This is a genomic window from Bacillus sp. FSL R5-0397, assembly GCF_038593395.1.
GTDB classification, from domain to species: Bacteria; Bacillota; Bacilli; order Bacillales; family Bacillaceae; genus Bacillus; species Bacillus altitudinis.
The window spans coordinates 3,412,354-3,427,908 of the sequence record NZ_CP151992.1 but is presented as its reverse complement, the minus strand read 5'-3'; the positions used below and the strand labels follow the sequence as shown (position 1 = coordinate 3,427,908).

Sequence of the window (15,555 nt, the reverse complement as noted above, 5' to 3'; positions counted from 1 at the left end):
TAATAGAGAAAAGCATATACAATAACGGATCGGAAAGGTTATTGGTTCTACAAATCAGATCCGAAAGCATGAGCTCCGTTTCCTTTTCTTGAAAGCTGCACAAGATCTCAAAAGCACCAAAAGGCCATTTCAAAACATGTGTGGGAGGCCTTTTCATTCATGCTCACCTAACATCATGACGTGGAAAATAAAAAAGAATGTAGAAAAACATGAGTTTCTCTACATTCTGGGCACCCGAAAAGGTGCTTTCTACCGATAATGCGCAAGAAATGTTTGTCTTGCTTTTTCATATGCTTCTGCATCAAAATGATCTCCGCATTTGTGAATACACCAGGGCTCCACTTGCCTTGCAATCCCAACCTCATATCCCTGCTGTGCAAACTCAAAAGATTGTGACACATCATAAAAATGAAAGCCGTCTAAGAGGTCCTCACGCCACTTGATATCATATTGTGTTGCCATAAAAAGACCGTCAATAGCAGAAGCTTTGATATAACCTTGGGGCTCTGTCTGTGGATGACCAGATTCAAACGTTAGCAGCTGATAGGTGTCGTGCCGATATTCAATGACTTTCCCTCTGCAATCATGGCTCTCCCACCAGATTCCATTGTCTGGCACACTTTCTGCACCTATTACCCCAAGCATGCCAAGTGACGGATTTTGCAAGAAAAGTGGAATCAGCTCGAGAAGCATATGCTGTTTGACGATGAGTGTATCTTGATGAAGATAAATTTTAAACTGTGCAGGATGAGTGAGAGCTTCATTGTATGCAGAGGTCATACTTGATGCATGTCTAATGGGCAAAACCTCTACATGATACCCGTGCGGAGCAGGAAGTGAAGCGAGCTGCCGGAAGCAAGCTTGGAACATCGACTCATCATTTACACATAAAACAAATAAGATGGTGGGGCTACTCATTGAGTTGAACCGCCTCAACCACGTATTGATAGGCTGTCGCAGCCTCGTTAAAATCAAAACGGATGCCATGTTTTACGAGTAATTCATGTAGATCATTCATGACGCCCGTATAGGAAGGGTGTTGTACACGAATGGTTTCAAGCTCACGAACATGAAACCCGGCTGACTGAAAGAGGGCATGAATTTCGTGAAGGGTAAAGAAGCGTAAATGTGTTTGATCCATTAACCCTGCATCTGTATAAGTAAATCTCCCGGCTAGTAATTCTAAAACCGTTGAAATATGACCAATATTCGGAATGGAAGACAAGATGGCCCCTTCCCTTTTTAGAAAGGGTTTGACCTTTTTTAAAACGGCCCAAGGGTCCAATAAATGTTCAAGAACATCTCCGAAAATGATGCAGTCAAATTGTTCATGCTGATAAGGCAGCGCCATCTGTTCAATATTGCCGCATAAAACATGATCCAGCGCTTTCTCAGCCTGCTTTGCCGCATCTTCAAAAGATTCAATTCCATATATGGTACGGTCTTGCTGTTTTAGGACTTTGCCAAGCTGGCCTGTGCCGCATCCGATATCCAAGATAGACGTCCATTCCTTGCGAATACGATGGACAATCACAGGGTTCACACCGTGATAATATTGATCCTTCTTTTGATGATAATAAGATAGGGAATCTGAACTCACGCGCCACCCACCTTTCTTCTTTTTGTGTCTTATGCTTAATATATGGGTGGGGAGCTTGGTTTTATAACGAAAATGGGCAATTTTCATGAATGACAGCTAAAAAGGGGTCATATAAAGAACAGGGAACGGACTGTCCTCCTAAAAATAGAAAGACAGAACCCCATTGAGTGGAAGGGATTGGTATGATGAGGTGTTCAATTATTGTAGCGTATCGTCATGAAAGGATGTTTAAAAGGTCAATTGACAGGTTAGAACTTTAGCCAAAGCAATCTGAAAGACAAAGGATAACGGCGTTGATTACGGTTTGTTTATCATCTTCTGATCACCGTTGGATGTTAAAAAAGCTTGTATTTCCTCGATGCCTAGTCCAATTTTTTTCGCTTCTTGAATCAAATAAACCCACTCTTCGTCAACTCTTCTTTTCACTTGCGTATCCATAATATCCTCCAGTTCAATAAGACATATTCATCTGCAACCAATGACTTGAACAAACCGTCTAGTAACTGTACGTGTATGTGAATGGAGTACAAAAATAGATTTTTGTCGAAAAATGATGACATTTAACCTATTTTGTAAAATCTATCACCTACCACGTCCCTAAAAAAATGACTAAAAAACCCATAAATATTGAATTCTTACTTCTCATAATAAACAATTGTAAAGTCAGTTAAAAGATTATAAATTAAAATAATGATAAAGACCTAAATCATTTGACTCATATAAACCGATAAGGTTGACATATGCCATCAGTGTGAACAAATTTCATCTTTACAGGACGCACATATTGTTCGTTTGGGAAGTTCTTCTTAAGATGGTATTCTAAAAGAAACAGAATTCACCAAGAAGGAATGAAGAAAGACATGTATAGCCTTTTTCAAAAGTATCAAGAAGTTGTCATGTATCTGATCATGGGTGTGTGTACAACCATTGTCAACATAGTCAGCTTCTATTTATTCGTTGAGATGTTTTCTATGGATTACAAAACAGCAACGGTTGTTTCATGGGTATTTGCTGTGCTCTTTGCTTATATCACCAATAAGAAGTATGTCTTCAAGCAAAAGGCTCGTGACACAAAAAGCCTGATGCGTGAGCTTTCTTCATTTTTTAGTGTCCGTCTCATGTCTCTAGGTGTAGATCTGGGGCTGATGATTTTATTTGTGAGCCAAATGGCGCTCAACGAAACCGTCGCAAAAATTCTTGTTAACTTTGTGATTGTCGTGGTCAATTATGTCGCCAGTAAATGGTTCGTCTTCAAGAAAACAAAAGAAGATGCGATTTAACACATGAAAAAGATAGGTGATGTGAAATGAGCAGCAGGCCAGACGAATTATATGATGCCATATATCAACAAACAGAAAAGCAGCATGAACAAGTGTTGAGGCTAGTCAAAGAAATGACCGCACATCCAGAAGCATTTTCTGAACAAGAAAAGGAAAAGATCAACCGGATGGACATTGCGCTTCAAACAGCAACGGACATTTTAGAAAATTTAATGACCCCTGATACGCAAATGACCATTGTTTTAAGACAAGGGAGAATTCGTGTTGACCTAACGAAAGCGTAAAAGAAGCAGCCAATTGAAAAGCGGCTGCTTTTTATTATGCATCGCTTGTTTCCCGGAGTTGCTTTGGAGACATGCCGATTTTCTTTCGAAAGACTTTATTCAAGTAATTCGCATTTCGGTAGCCGCACTGTGTGGCGATTTCTTCAATCGAGTATTTCGTTGTTTTCAGTAACGTTTCCGCCTTTTCTAAACGAATATTGGTTAAATAATGAATCGGTGTGAAGCCAGTTGCCTTTTTGAATTCCCTCGTAAAATGACTTTTGGATAAACGTGCCGCAGCTGCCATATCGTCAGGCCCAATCTCCTCGTGAAAATGGTGGCTTGCAAATAAGGCCGCTTGGACGATGGGCTCAGGCCATTTCTCCATTTGTCCCTCAAGCTTTGGCAAATATGAATACAGTTCCATGACAAATTGATAAGCAAGGCTAGACCCCTCAAATGGATTGGTAATCCGTCTTTCACTGGCTTCATCATAAATCTTCTTTAGCAGGCGGATCGGTTTGGAATTCGGATGAAAACGCATGACCTGCTTTCCTTGATCGATAAATTGATCAAAGCAAAGGTCACAGGCTTCCCCATAAAGTGTTAAATAGAGAAATTCCCAATGTTCACTGTCTTCTGGAAAATAGTATTGATAAGCACTGGGGCTTTTCACCAGAAAGGCCTGTCCAGGCAATACTTTGAATCGTTTCTGTCCGATTTCAATCATGCCGTGTCCAGACAGTGTGAGCTGAAAGATGCACTTGCCCTGATCCTTCCGCTCTACGCCATTCCAGCAGTATAACGAAGATGATTGAACTTCCCAGCCAACAGACCAGATTTGGGCTGGCAATGTCACATCAGAATGGTGAAAACGAAATGCAAATGCTTCTTTCTTCAAATTGGAAACCCTCCTTCACAGCAAAAAACAACCTTTTTCTATTTTGAATCATGTTACACCTCATATCACATCGTACCATTCACAGCAAAAAAAGGGTATTTTTTAACGATTTTTTTACCATTGAACTTCAGCTGACGGGGCAACTAAAATAAGATTATCAGAAGAGAAAAGGGGAATGGATATGATCGACACATTACGAGCAGCATTTCACCAGCAATTTGGAGATCAGGAAGAACTCCGCTATTTTTTCGCCCCAGGCAGAGTCAATCTGATTGGTGAACACACAGATTATAATGGGGGCCATGTCTTTCCATGTGCACTTACCCTTGGTACATATGCTGCGGGAGCAAGACGATCAGATGGACGCGTCAGAATGTATTCCTTGAATTTTGAAGAAGAAGGTGTGAAAGAGTTCGACCTTTTTGAAATCGCTTTCTCAGAATCGGACGGCTGGGCGAACTATCCGAAGGGAGTATTCCAACAGTTTATCGAAGCAGGCATGGATGTGAAAGAAGGCTTTGATATTGTGTATGCCGGCAATATCCCAAATGGCGCAGGCCTGTCATCCTCTGCCTCTATTGAGCTCGTCACGGCTGTCTTGATCAATGAATGGTCGTCATTCGGCGTAACGCAAATCGACCTAGCCCTTCTTGCGCAGCGTGCTGAAAATGAGTTTATTGGCGTGAACTGCGGCATTATGGATCAATTTTCAATTAGTCTTGGAAAAGAAGGTCACGCTATTTTGCTCAATTGTGACACGCTTTCCTTTGAATACAGCCCATTTCGGCAAGAGGGTCTGGCACTTGTCATTGCCAATACAAATAAAAAACGAACACTTGCAGATTCCAAATACAATGAACGCCGTTCAGAATGTCAATCTGCTTTAAACGATCTTAGAAAAAAACGAGATATTGCGCATTTATGTGAGCTCATGGTGGATGAATTCGCTAAGCATGAACATTTGATACAAGATGAAACGTGTAGAAGACGTGCAAGACATGCCATCACGGAAAACGAGAGGACCATGAAAGCAGTAAATTTTCTGAAAGATGATAAAATGGAAGAACTAGGTGCACTCATGAAGGCATCTCACCTTTCTTTAAAGAATGATTATGAAGTCACTGGGCTTGAGCTAGATGCACTGGCTGAAGCCGCATGGCAACATCCAGGGGCGATTGGTTCTCGTATGACAGGTGCTGGCTTTGGGGGCTGTACCGTCAGCATTGTGAAAGAAGAGCTGCTGGACTCATTTATAGAAGAAACAGGTGCGATTTATCAAGAAAAAACAGGCATTCAAGCCTCTTTTTACACAGCTGGAATTGGAGGCGGCGCTAGAGAATTAACGAAGGAGGACATTTGATGGCAATTTTAGTATGTGGAGGAGCAGGTTTTATTGGCAGTCATGCGGTAGCGGCTCTTTTGGCTAAAGGAGAACAAGTGGTGATTGTGGATAATTTGCAGACAGGTCATAAAGAGGCAGTCGTAAAGGGTGCCGTATTAGAAGAGGGAGATTTAAGGGATCACGTTTTTTTAAGACGTGTTTTTCAAACGCATGACATTGAAGCGGTCATGCACTTTGCGGCAGATTCACTTGTTGGAGAAAGTGTAACAGACCCGCTGAAGTACTATGACAACAACGTTGGAGGGGCAACGGCTTTACTTCAGGTGATGAATGAATTTGATGTGAAACGCATTGTATTCTCTTCAACTGCTGCGACATATGGTGAACCAAAGCGTGTACCGATCGTTGAAACGGATGAGACGAACCCAACAAATCCTTATGGGGAAACAAAGCTCGCGATTGAAAAAATGCTGAAGTGGTCTGAGCAGGCATATGGGATCGAATACGTTGTGCTTCGCTATTTTAATGTAGCCGGTGCTCATACAGAAGGGATTGTCGGTGAAGATCATCAGCCAGAAACGCATTTAATCCCGATTATTCTGCAAGTGGCCTTAGGAAAACGTGATCAAATCATGATTTACGGTGAGGATTATGAAACAGAGGATGGCACATGCATTAGAGACTACATTCATGTCATGGATTTAGTAGAGGCGCACATTCTAGCGGTTGAGCGTCTGCGTGAAGGAAAAGGAAGCGCGACGTACAACTTAGGGAACGGCACAGGCTTCTCTGTGAAGCAGGTCGTAGAAGCCGCAAGAGAAGTGACGGGTCATGCCATTCCAGCACAGGTGGTAGAAAGACGTGCGGGTGATCCAGCTAAGCTGATTGCTTCATCAGAAAAAGCGCTGAAAGAACTAGGATGGAAGCCGCAATATGCAGATCTCCACACCATCATTCAAAGTGCATGGGATTGGTTTCAGAAACATCCAGATGGCTATCAAAGTGAGTAACGTGTAGCAGGCAAGGGAGGAGACAAAGGGAATGGCGATTGATATTTTTGAAAAGCTAGAACAGCTGATTCAATACGGGATCAATAAAGAGCTAATATCACCACTAGATATGGATTATACAAGGAACCGGCTGTTAGAGGTGCTTGGTCTCGATGATGCTGAGGCAAGAACAGTCTCAGGAGACAGCGACCTTGAAGACATCTTAATGCCAATGCTCGATTGGGCAGTTGAAACAGGTCTTATTCCTGACGGGACAGATACGTATCGTGATTTATTAGATGCCAAAATCATGGGCTGCTTGGTGGCGCCTCCGAGTGTCATCTATGCAAAGTTTGAAGAGAAACGCAAGCATTGCGGACCAAAGGCAGCGACAAGCTGGTTTTATGAAATGCAGCAGCATGCCCACTATATTCATACAGGCAGAATCGCCAAAAATGTGCAGTGGTTTACACCGACAGAAGATGGTGAGCTTGAGATCACAATTAATCTATCGAAACCGGAAAAGGACCCAAAAGCGATCGCTGAAGCCAAAAAGCTTAGTCAAAAGCAATATCCTCTTTGTCTCCTTTGTAAAGAAAACGTTGGGTTTGGGGGACGCATCAATCACCCAGCAAGACAGAATCACCGGATTATTCCGGTGACACTTACAAATGAGTCGTGGTTTATGCAATTCTCGCCGTATGTGTATTACAACGAACATTGTATTGTGTTCAAGGGCGAGCATGAACCAATGCAGATATCTAAAAAGACCTTCGAGCGTCTGCTTTCCTTCATATCTATATATCCGCACTATTTCATAGGATCAAATGCTGATCTTCCCATTGTTGGAGGCAGTATATTAAGTCATGACCACTTTCAAGGTGGTGCTCATCAATTTCCGATGGCGAAAGCAAAGATGGAAGAAGTGTTTTCTCTCGAAAAGTTTCCGAGGGTGAAGGCGGGTATTGTGAAATGGCCGATGTCAGTGATCAGGCTTCAAAGTAGCGACCAGCAGACGCTTGCGGAGGCAGCGGATTTTATATTACATGAGTGGAAAATGTATTCAGATCCAGAAGCGGGGCTGTTCTCTCATACAGGAGAGACCCCGCACAATACCATTACACCAATTGCACGTCGTCATGGGGATGAGTACGAATTAGATCTCGTGCTACGAAATAACCGTACAGACAAGCAGCACCCCGACGGAATCTTCCACCCGCACAAAGAAGTTCATCATATTAAAAAAGAGAATATCGGTTTAATTGAGGTCATGGGTCTCGCCGTCCTTCCTGGAAGATTAGCAGAGGAATTAAGCCAGCTAAAAGCGGCGCTGCTATCCAAACACCCTCTTGAAGAAATCAAAGCCTGCCCGTCTATCATGAAGCACGAGTCATGGGCAGAGCGTCTGATCGAAAAGAATACCTTTACGAAGGACAACGTAGAAGCCATTTTACAAAAAGAAATCGGCCTCATTTTTTCTCGTATACTCGCGCAGGCGGGTGTGTTTAAAAGAACAGAGCAAGGGAAAACAGCATTTAAACGTTTCATTCAAACACTCCATACAGGCAGGTGATGAGTTGATGATTGAACAGGTAAGAACTTTAATGGAAGAAAAGCAACTCGACGGTGTTCTGATTCAAAAGCGGAATAACTTTTCTTGGCTTACAGGAGGAAGAAGAAACCACATTGTGTTAAATACGCCAGAGGGCGTTTGTCAGCTACTTGTGTTGAAAGACGATATTGTCCTAGTTGTGAATCAAATGGAAGAAAAACGAATCATTGAAGAAGAAATGGCGTATTTTGACCATCCCTTTCAAGTCGTCACAATGGATTGGTTTGAGGATGAGACTCCTTACATTCAAACACTCATAAAAGACAAACGAATTGGTGCGGACATTCAAATGGAAGGAGTGGAATGGATCGAACCCGATTTGTCTCGTGTTCGATCGATCCTTTCAGCGCCACAGCTCAGCCAATACGAAACCCTTTGTCATGACACAGCGGTTATTGTAGAAAGTGTCTGTCAAGAAATCGTTCCAGGACAGACGGAGCATGAAATTGCTTCGCTTGTTGCTCAAAGAGCGATCGGGCAGGGAATGACGATAGAAGTGCTGCTTGTGGCGACAGATGACCGGATTCATCAATATCGCCACCCGATCCCAACAGAAAAAGCACTTCAAAAGCATGCACTGGTTGTCCTTTGTGCTGAACGGCATGGACTCGTGGCAAATGTCACAAGATCCGTTTACTTTGGACAGCTACCAAAGGAGCTTGAAGAAAACAAGGAAAGGCTTGCGCGAATTGACACGGTCATGAATGCGGCTACTCGTCCAGGGAACACCATTGGAGATGTATTGAAGGCCGGCATTGCTCAATATGAAAAAGAAGGATTTCCTGATAGCTGGAAAAAGCTTCACCAAGGTGGCAAGACTGGATTTGTGTCTAGAGAGATCATTGCAGTTCCTACATCGGTGGAAGAGATCCAGCTTCATCAAGTATTCACTTGGAATCCTTCCTTACCAGGATTGAAATCAGAAGATACGATGGTCGTCGAGAAAAAAGGAAATCGCTTTTTAACCTATACAGGCAAGTGGACGTATATAGACATAGAACATGAAGGAAGCATCTATAGACGACCAGACATTTTGGTGAGAGACGAATAATGAGAAGCCGGCGATGAGCCGGTTTTTTGCTGGAAGTCTTTAGTGAGTTTCCACTCATTTATCACCATTACCAATCATTACAGCGCATAGGCGGAGGATCGATACTTTCTTTTCTTGTCGACTTGCGTTAAAATGAGTAAGGTTTTTGTTAAATATGGGGATACCTATTTCAGAATTGTTTACCTAGATAAAATTTCATAAAGTTAAATTGAAATTTGACCAAACTTTTTTATTGTGGTAAACCTAAATTTGACAAAGTTCTTGATTGTATGTCCTTTGCCTTCAACTCTCAACTTTTCAAAATCCTAGAAATATATTGTGTGTGCAATAATATAAATTTATGGCGAATTTATGACATTTCAATAGAAATCTGTTGAAAAATAAATGAACTTTTGAAAAAAGGGGAGCTAACTCCAACAGATTTTGATAGCATTACAAAGGGAAGAAAAGTTTTCGAAGGCAGATGGCTTTTCACAATTATTCAGCAATTTATACATTATTTAAGGAAGGATGGTGATCTTCTTGTTCAGAGCCATTAAACCTATGCTTTTATTAGCGATGCTCGTGAGTGTTTTTGTATTAGGAGGTTGCAGCAATATCGCTGTTTTAGATCCTAAAGGACCAGTCGCAGCACAACAAAAAGACTTAATCCTATTATCTATTGGATTCATGCTCTTTATCGTTGGTGCGGTATTTGTACTGTTTACCATCATTTTGGTTAAATACCGTGAGCGTAAGGACGTTGGAAACGCCTCTTATAACCCAGAACTACACGGGAATACGCTTCTAGAAGTTGTCTGGACAGTGATCCCAATATTAATCGTTGCTGCCCTTTCAGTTCCAACTGTAAAAACCATTTACTCTTTGGAAGAGGCGCCTCAAGCAACAAGTCATAAAGATCCACTTGTCGTTTATGCTACAGCAGTTGATTGGAAATGGATCTTCAGCTATCCAGAGGAAAATATTGAAACAGTGAACTACTTAAACATTCCAAAAGATCAGCCGGTTTTATTCAAAATCACTTCCGCTGATACAATGGCATCACTATGGATTCCTCAGCTAGGCGGGGAGAAGTATGCGATGGCTGGAATGGAAATGGAACAATATCTTCAAGCTGATGAAGTAGGCACATATGAAGGAAGAAACGCCAACTTCACAGGCGAAGGCTTTGCTCAGCAAAAATTCAAAGTCAATGCGATGACGCAGTCTGACTATGATAAATGGGTAAATAAAACGAAAAAAGAAGCACCAAAGTTAACGAAGAAAACGTATGACTACTTGATGCTTCCTGATGCTGCAGATGTGCAGACATTCTCATCAACACATTTATCTTTTGCGAAGCACGGAGAGGATTCTGAATATGCACTCCAAGCACGCAAACGTTTAGGTTACCAATCAGTTTCTCCGCATTCCAAGACAGATCCTTTCGAGAATGTGAAGAACTATAAAAGAAAACTAGAAAACGAATAAACTGACTAAGGAAAGGAGGAGGCCGTTATGCATTTAAAATGGGATGAGTTTTTTGTAACTGGAGACCCATTAATTCTTGGTGCGCAAATTTCTATCGCTCTTACTTCCATTGCTATTGTGTTTGTTTTAACCTACTTCAAAAAGTGGAAATGGCTCTGGAAAGAATGGCTGACATCAGTTGATCATAAAAAGCTTGGAATCATGTATATCCTTGCTGCTGTGATTATGTTCTTCCGCGGTGGGGTAGACGGACTGATGATGCGCGCGCAGCTGGCGCTTCCTAATAATACGTTTTTAGATTCAAACCACTATAATGAAATTTTCACAACGCATGGTACGATCATGATTTTATTCATGGCGATGCCATTCTTAATTGGTTTAATTAACGTCGTGGTTCCTCTTCAAATTGGTGCACGTGACGTTGCATTCCCGTATTTGAACAACTTGAGCTTCTGGACATTTATGGTCGGAGCAATGCTGTTCAACATTTCCTTCGTTATTGGAGGATCACCAAGTGCAGGCTGGACGAGTTACATGCCGCTCGCCGGAAATGATTTCTCACCAGGACCTGGACAGAACTACTACTTGCTCGGGCTCCAAATTGCAGGTATTGGTACACTAATGACAGGTATTAACTTCATGGTGACCATCTTAAAAATGCGTACAAAAGGTATGACGCTTATGCGTATGCCAATGTTTACATGGACAACATTGATCACGTCTGTCATTATCGTTTTCGCATTCCCTGTTTTAACAGTTGCTTTAGCACTTATGACATTCGATCGTTTATTCGGTTCAGCATTCTTTACACTCGAAGCGGGCGGTATGCCAATGCTTTGGGCGAACCTTTTCTGGATTTGGGGACATCCTGAGGTATATATCGTTATCCTGCCGGCTTTCGGTATTTTCTCAGAAATCTTTGCGACGTTCTCAAGAAAGCAGTTGTTTGGTTACAAAGCGATGGTTGTATCGATTGTGGCAATCTCTGTTCTTAGTTTCCTTGTGTGGGTTCACCACTTCTTTACAATGGGGAACAGTGCAGCGGTTAACTCATTCTTCTCGATCACAACAATGGCGATTTCTGTACCAACAGGTGTGAAAATCTTTAACTGGCTCTTTACAATGTATCGAGGCCGTATCAGCTTTACTTCACCAATGCTTTGGGCACTTGGTTTCATCCCGAACTTCGTAATCGGTGGTGTGACTGGGGTTATGCTTGCGATGGCAGCTGCGGATTACCAGTACCATAATACGTACTTCCTTGTATCCCACTTCCACTATGTATTAATCGCAGGTACTGTCTTTGCATGTTTTGCTGGTCTTGTTTTCTGGTATCCGAAAATGTTTGGTTACAAGTTAAACGAAAGAATCGGCAAATGGTTCTTCTGGGTATTCATGATCGGATTTAACATCTGTTTCTTCCCTCAGTACTTCTTAGGACTGCAAGGAATGCCAAGACGTATTTATACGTATGGACCAGAAGATGGCTGGACTGCACTAAACTTTATTTCAACAATTGGTGCATTCATGATGGGTATCGGATTCATCATCCTTTGCTATAACATTTACTACAGCTGGAGACACGCGAAACGTGAAGTGTCTGGAGACAGCTGGGGAGAAGGACGTACACTTGACTGGGCGACATCTTCTGCAATTCCGCCGCATTACAACTTTGCAGCACTTCCAGAAGTGACGACACCAGATGCATTCCATCATTGGAAGCAAAACAATGTAGACGTTCATCCTGAAAAAGAATTCAAGAAAATTCACATGCCGCACAATTCAGGCAGACCGCTAATCATGTCTGCATTCTTCGGACTTGGTGCATTCGGTCTTGTATTTGAATGGTACTGGATTGGCGTTATCGGCTTAATCGGAGTATTCGCAACAATGATTTTACGTTCATTTGAATATGACGATGGCTACTATATTCCTGTTGAAGAAGTGATTGAAACAGAGAAAAAGAATAAGGAGGCGCAGAAGTAATGGGACATAATGATAGCAGCTATGCAAATGCACCGCTTGAATATCAGTCTGAAACAGGACGTTTAAACATCCTTGGTTTCTGGATATTCCTTGGCGCGGAAATCGTGTTATTCTCAACACTTTTTGCGACCTACTTTGTTCTTCATGGCAGAACAGCTGGCGGCGTTTTGCCAGCTGAGCTATTTGATATGAAGCTTGTATTGATCATGACATTCCTGCTATTAGTGAGTTCATTTACATGTGGGATTGCCGTTCATGAAATGCGCCGTGGAAGTACAAAAGGGGTTGTCATTTGGACGATTCTGACACTGCTTCTAGGTGCAGGTTTCGTTGGTTTTGAGATTTTCGAATTCTTCCATTATGTACATGAGGGTGCGAGCATCCATACAAGTGCATACTGGTCTGCATTCTTTGTTCTTTTAGGAACTCACGGATTACACGTATCCATCGGTATCTTCTGGATTACGGGCGTCTTGTTCCAAATTAAAAAACGTGGATTAACACCACAAACAGCAGCGAAGATCTTTATCTCAAGTCTATATTGGCATTTCCTTGATGTTGTATGGATTTTCATCTTCACAGCTGTGTACTTGATCGGATTAGGGGGGCTTTTGTGATATGGCTGGAAAAACACATTCCTCAGCAGAGCACGAACACTTCCCTTGGAAACATGTAGTCGGCTTCATTCTCTCCATTGTGCTAACCATCTTAGCATTCTGGATTGCCATCGGAGCTGAAATTGGCAGTTCCGCAAAACTATGGATTATCTTTGGTTTTGCCTTCATTCAAGCATTCTTGCAGCTGTTCATGTTCATGCATATGACAGAGAGTGAGAACGGGACTGTTCAAGTCGGAAATACTTTGTTTGGTCTGTTCTGTGCGATCATTTTCGTCATCGGGTCTGTTTGGATCTTCGCGGCTCACTACAGCCACGGAGAGAACAGCAAAGACGGTTATTCACCATCTGCGCCAAAGCAGTCTGAGCATTCAGAGAAATAATAAAAAACCACTCATCTTTCATAGGTGAGTGGTTTTTATGCTGATTGTGATAACGCTTCCAATTGATGATGCAATATCTATCTGCTGCTGAATCTTTTGCGAATGAATGGAAGTCCATAGATGAGGAATGCTGCAATGTGAGCCAGAATCACGTTAATGGCAAAGAATGCGATCATGAAGGTATGTCCTGCTGGAGATAAACTGCTTGTCATGTAAAGACCGAAGAAAATCCACATAATCATGATGGGTGGAATAGATGCTAATGCAATCTTTCTGTTTTCCAACCATAAAAACAGGGGTGTAGCTGTTGCAATACATAGGTACGCAAAGAACATATCCATCGTATCCAACTCCTTTGTAAGTTGATGTTCAATTCAAATGAGAGGTCAGGATGCAATTGTGTCTGTTTTTAGGAGATATTGTGAACATTTTGTTACAAATATTATACCACAATTGACTTTGAAGTAAACTCAATAATTGGAAAATGGGCCTTATTCCGCAGAAATTGTTTTTTTCTTATACCTCAGTTAAGCTTATGCTGGCAAGATGTTAACCTTTCATATCGCCACATAAGTCATTGAATTTTCCCCTTAAAATCTGTAAAATAATCTTTTTAAAGGACTTATGATCGGTTGTCATGATAGAGTAGAAAGGGATTTTTTCCTATTATTAGGATGAAAAGTATTTCATTTTTTGAAATTAGAATGGAACCTTTCAGGTGTCACTTCCGTCATATTTAAGGTGAGTTGCTTTTGTGAAAATTTCAATCTAATATAAATAAGGGCTTTTATGTTTTGTAATAAGGGTGGTTAGTTCATGAACAAGCAGAATACATCTCCTTACTATCAAGGAGATTTGATTTTTATATTTTTAGCCTTCTTTGCCATCAGTGTCATCGCTATTTATGCTGCGGGACAGTTTGGGCAATATGGATCTAATGCATGGACCAGACAGATCATTTACTACATGGTCGGGGTCATCTGTATTGTGGCTATTAATTACTTCGATCTGGAACAATTAGAAAAGTTAAGCTTATATATTTTTATAGGCGGCATTATGCTCTTAATTCTTTTGAAAATTGCCCCTGCACAAATTGCAGGTCATGATTTTGCTCCAATTAAAAATGGTGCAAAAAGTTGGTTTGTGTTACCGGGAATTGGAACATTTCAGCCTTCAGAGTTCATGAAAATTGGTTTGATTATGATGCTCGCCTCTGTCATTGGGAAGGCAACCCCAAGAGGAAAACGAACATTAGAAGATGATATTTTCCTACTATTAAAAATTGCCGGCGTGGCTGCTGTACCAGTCGGACTCATCTTTTTGCAAGATGCAGGTACGGCTGCGGTATGTATGTTTATTGTCGTTGTCATGGTCTTTTTATCAGGGGTCAACTGGAAATTGATCTCTCTCATCGGTTCAGTGGTTGTGCTCTTAGTTGCCGCTGTGTTAGCCGTGATTATTCTATTCCCTGATTTCGCACAAAAAATCGGGATTCAGCAGTATCAAATCAACCGGATTACCGCTTGGCTGCCTGATAGTTCTTCGACAGCTAACCAAGCCCAGACACAGGATGCATCTGGATCGGATAAATATCAAGTCGAGCAAGCCATTATGGCAATTGGGGCAGGACAAATTTTCGGGAACGGTGTTAAGAACTTAAAAGTATATGTTCCAGAAGCTCAGACAGATATGATTTTCTCTATCATAGGGGAAGCCTTTGGTTTTGTCGGCTGCGCATTTGTGGTCATCATGTTCTTCTTCCTGATTTATCGGCTTGTTGTACTGATCGACCGTATCCATCCTTATAGCCGGTTTGCGTCATTTTTCTGTGTAGGATATACAGCATTGATTGTCATCCATACATTCCAGAACATTGGTATGAACATAGGCGTCATGCCTGTAACGGGGATACCGCTCTTATTCATCAGCTTCGGGGGAAGTTCTGTTTTATCTGTTCTTATTGGATTTGGTATCGCCTATAATGCAAGTGTTCAATTAACGAAATATCAAAGTTATTTATTTAAATAAAACGGGTAAAGGGCAGTCTAAGCGTAGGCTGCCT

The 15,555-nt window shown here is 41.7% G+C and carries 16 protein-coding genes; 11 read left to right on the top strand and 5 right to left on the bottom strand.

What is annotated here, in order from left to right; translation table 11 throughout:
• Positions 1-249 precede the first annotated feature (249 nt).
• From NSQ70_RS17605 to NSQ70_RS17595, 3 genes are all read right to left on the bottom strand, one after another.
• On the bottom strand, positions 250-918 hold the full coding sequence (locus tag NSQ70_RS17605; protein ID WP_045033819.1) for a glycosyltransferase family protein: 669 nt from the start codon (positions 916-918) through the stop codon (positions 250-252).
• On the bottom strand, positions 911-1,600 hold the full coding sequence (locus NSQ70_RS17600) for a class I SAM-dependent methyltransferase (RefSeq protein WP_024719497.1): 690 nt from the start codon (positions 1,598-1,600) through the stop codon (positions 911-913). The genes NSQ70_RS17605 and NSQ70_RS17600 overlap by 8 nt, the downstream gene beginning before the upstream one ends.
• Before the next feature lie 297 nt (positions 1,601-1,897).
• Positions 1,898-2,038 (bottom strand): anti-repressor SinI family protein, encoded by a 141-nt coding sequence (locus tag NSQ70_RS17595; RefSeq protein ID WP_008345506.1) that lies wholly within the window; start codon positions 2,036-2,038, stop codon positions 1,898-1,900.
• 458 nt (positions 2,039-2,496) lie between these two features.
• Between NSQ70_RS17595 and NSQ70_RS17590 the strand changes: the two genes are divergently transcribed.
• Positions 2,497-2,880 carry a GtrA family protein gene (locus NSQ70_RS17590; RefSeq protein ID WP_024719496.1) on the top strand — a complete coding sequence of 128 codons (384 nt, stop codon included), beginning with the start codon at positions 2,497-2,499 and terminating at the stop codon, positions 2,878-2,880.
• A 26-nt stretch (positions 2,881-2,906) separates the two neighbouring features.
• Positions 2,907-3,164, top strand: a complete 258-nt coding sequence (locus NSQ70_RS17585) for a hypothetical protein (protein ID WP_008345502.1) — start codon at positions 2,907-2,909, stop codon at positions 3,162-3,164.
• A 34-nt stretch (positions 3,165-3,198) separates the two neighbouring features.
• Here the strand turns inward: NSQ70_RS17585 and NSQ70_RS17580 are convergent, their stop codons facing one another.
• Positions 3,199-4,044 (bottom strand): AraC family transcriptional regulator, encoded by an 846-nt coding sequence (locus NSQ70_RS17580; RefSeq protein WP_041507958.1) that lies wholly within the window; start codon positions 4,042-4,044, stop codon positions 3,199-3,201.
• Positions 4,045-4,219: 175 nt separating this feature from the next.
• On the opposite strand from NSQ70_RS17580, the gene NSQ70_RS17575 reads away from it, so the two are divergent.
• The 8 genes from NSQ70_RS17575 to qoxD all read left to right on the top strand — a co-directional run bounded on the left by NSQ70_RS17575 (position 4,220) and on the right by qoxD (position 13,493).
• On the top strand, positions 4,220-5,404 hold the full coding sequence (locus tag NSQ70_RS17575; protein ID WP_342502312.1) for a galactokinase: 1,185 nt from the start codon (positions 4,220-4,222) through the stop codon (positions 5,402-5,404).
• Positions 5,404-6,396 carry a UDP-glucose 4-epimerase GalE gene (gene galE / locus NSQ70_RS17570; protein ID WP_326241755.1) on the top strand — a complete coding sequence of 331 codons (993 nt, stop codon included), beginning with the start codon at positions 5,404-5,406 and terminating at the stop codon, positions 6,394-6,396. The genes NSQ70_RS17575 and galE overlap by 1 nt, the downstream gene beginning before the upstream one ends.
• 31 nt (positions 6,397-6,427) lie before the next feature.
• Positions 6,428-7,948: a UDP-glucose--hexose-1-phosphate uridylyltransferase gene (gene galT / locus NSQ70_RS17565; protein WP_342502311.1), complete on the top strand. Its 1,521-nt coding sequence runs from the start codon at positions 6,428-6,430 to the stop codon at positions 7,946-7,948.
• Between the two features lie 7 nt (positions 7,949-7,955).
• Positions 7,956-9,038 (top strand): M24 family metallopeptidase, encoded by a 1,083-nt coding sequence (locus NSQ70_RS17560; protein WP_326112184.1) that lies wholly within the window; start codon positions 7,956-7,958, stop codon positions 9,036-9,038.
• A 513-nt stretch (positions 9,039-9,551) separates the two neighbouring features.
• Entirely contained in the window at positions 9,552-10,508 is a 957-nt protein-coding gene (qoxA, locus tag NSQ70_RS17555) for a cytochrome aa3 quinol oxidase subunit II (RefSeq protein WP_089374137.1), read from the top strand.
• Between the two features lie 27 nt (positions 10,509-10,535).
• Positions 10,536-12,494, top strand: coding sequence for a cytochrome aa3 quinol oxidase subunit I (gene qoxB / locus NSQ70_RS17550; RefSeq protein WP_007497822.1), 1,959 nt, complete (start codon positions 10,536-10,538; stop codon positions 12,492-12,494).
• Positions 12,494-13,111: a cytochrome aa3 quinol oxidase subunit III gene (gene qoxC / locus NSQ70_RS17545; protein WP_007497820.1), complete on the top strand. Its 618-nt coding sequence runs from the start codon at positions 12,494-12,496 to the stop codon at positions 13,109-13,111. Before qoxB ends, qoxC begins: the two co-directional genes overlap by 1 nt.
• A gap of 1 nt (position 13,112) precedes the next feature.
• Positions 13,113-13,493 (top strand): cytochrome aa3 quinol oxidase subunit IV, encoded by a 381-nt coding sequence (gene qoxD, locus NSQ70_RS17540; RefSeq protein ID WP_007497818.1) that lies wholly within the window; start codon positions 13,113-13,115, stop codon positions 13,491-13,493.
• A gap of 77 nt (positions 13,494-13,570) precedes the next feature.
• On the opposite strand, the gene NSQ70_RS17535 is transcribed toward qoxD, so the two are convergent.
• The gene (locus NSQ70_RS17535) at positions 13,571-13,834 is read right to left on the bottom strand and encodes a spore morphogenesis/germination protein YwcE (protein ID WP_008345491.1); all 264 of its coding nucleotides are present in this window, start codon (positions 13,832-13,834) and stop codon (positions 13,571-13,573) included.
• 475 nt (positions 13,835-14,309) lie between these two features.
• On the opposite strand from NSQ70_RS17535, the gene NSQ70_RS17530 reads away from it, so the two are divergent.
• Entirely contained in the window at positions 14,310-15,521 is a 1,212-nt protein-coding gene (locus NSQ70_RS17530) for an FtsW/RodA/SpoVE family cell cycle protein (RefSeq protein WP_008345489.1), read from the top strand.
• The last annotated feature ends 34 nt before the right edge of the window (positions 15,522-15,555 follow it).

Coding starts and splice junctions, on each gene's coding strand:
- NSQ70_RS17560 (WP_326112184.1), top strand. CDS start 7,956: ATGATTGAACAGGTAAGAACTTTAATGGAAGAAAAGCAACTCGACGGT.
- NSQ70_RS17530 (WP_008345489.1), top strand. CDS start 14,310: ATGAACAAGCAGAATACATCTCCTTACTATCAAGGAGATTTGATTTTT.
- NSQ70_RS17535 (WP_008345491.1), bottom strand. CDS start 13,834: ATGGATATGTTCTTTGCGTACCTATGTATTGCAACAGCTACACCCCTG.
- NSQ70_RS17575 (WP_342502312.1), top strand. CDS start 4,220: ATGGATATGATCGACACATTACGAGCAGCATTTCACCAGCAATTTGGA.
- qoxC (WP_007497820.1), top strand. CDS start 12,494: ATGGGACATAATGATAGCAGCTATGCAAATGCACCGCTTGAATATCAG.
- qoxD (WP_007497818.1), top strand. CDS start 13,113: ATGGCTGGAAAAACACATTCCTCAGCAGAGCACGAACACTTCCCTTGG.
- galE (WP_326241755.1), top strand. CDS start 5,404: ATGGCAATTTTAGTATGTGGAGGAGCAGGTTTTATTGGCAGTCATGCG.
- NSQ70_RS17585 (WP_008345502.1), top strand. CDS start 2,907: ATGAGCAGCAGGCCAGACGAATTATATGATGCCATATATCAACAAACA.
- NSQ70_RS17590 (WP_024719496.1), top strand. CDS start 2,497: ATGTATCTGATCATGGGTGTGTGTACAACCATTGTCAACATAGTCAGC.
- galT (WP_342502311.1), top strand. CDS start 6,428: ATGGCGATTGATATTTTTGAAAAGCTAGAACAGCTGATTCAATACGGG.
- NSQ70_RS17605 (WP_045033819.1), bottom strand. CDS start 918: ATGAGTAGCCCCACCATCTTATTTGTTTTATGTGTAAATGATGAGTCG.
- NSQ70_RS17595 (WP_008345506.1), bottom strand. CDS start 2,038: ATGGATACGCAAGTGAAAAGAAGAGTTGACGAAGAGTGGGTTTATTTG.
- qoxB (WP_007497822.1), top strand. CDS start 10,536: ATGCATTTAAAATGGGATGAGTTTTTTGTAACTGGAGACCCATTAATT.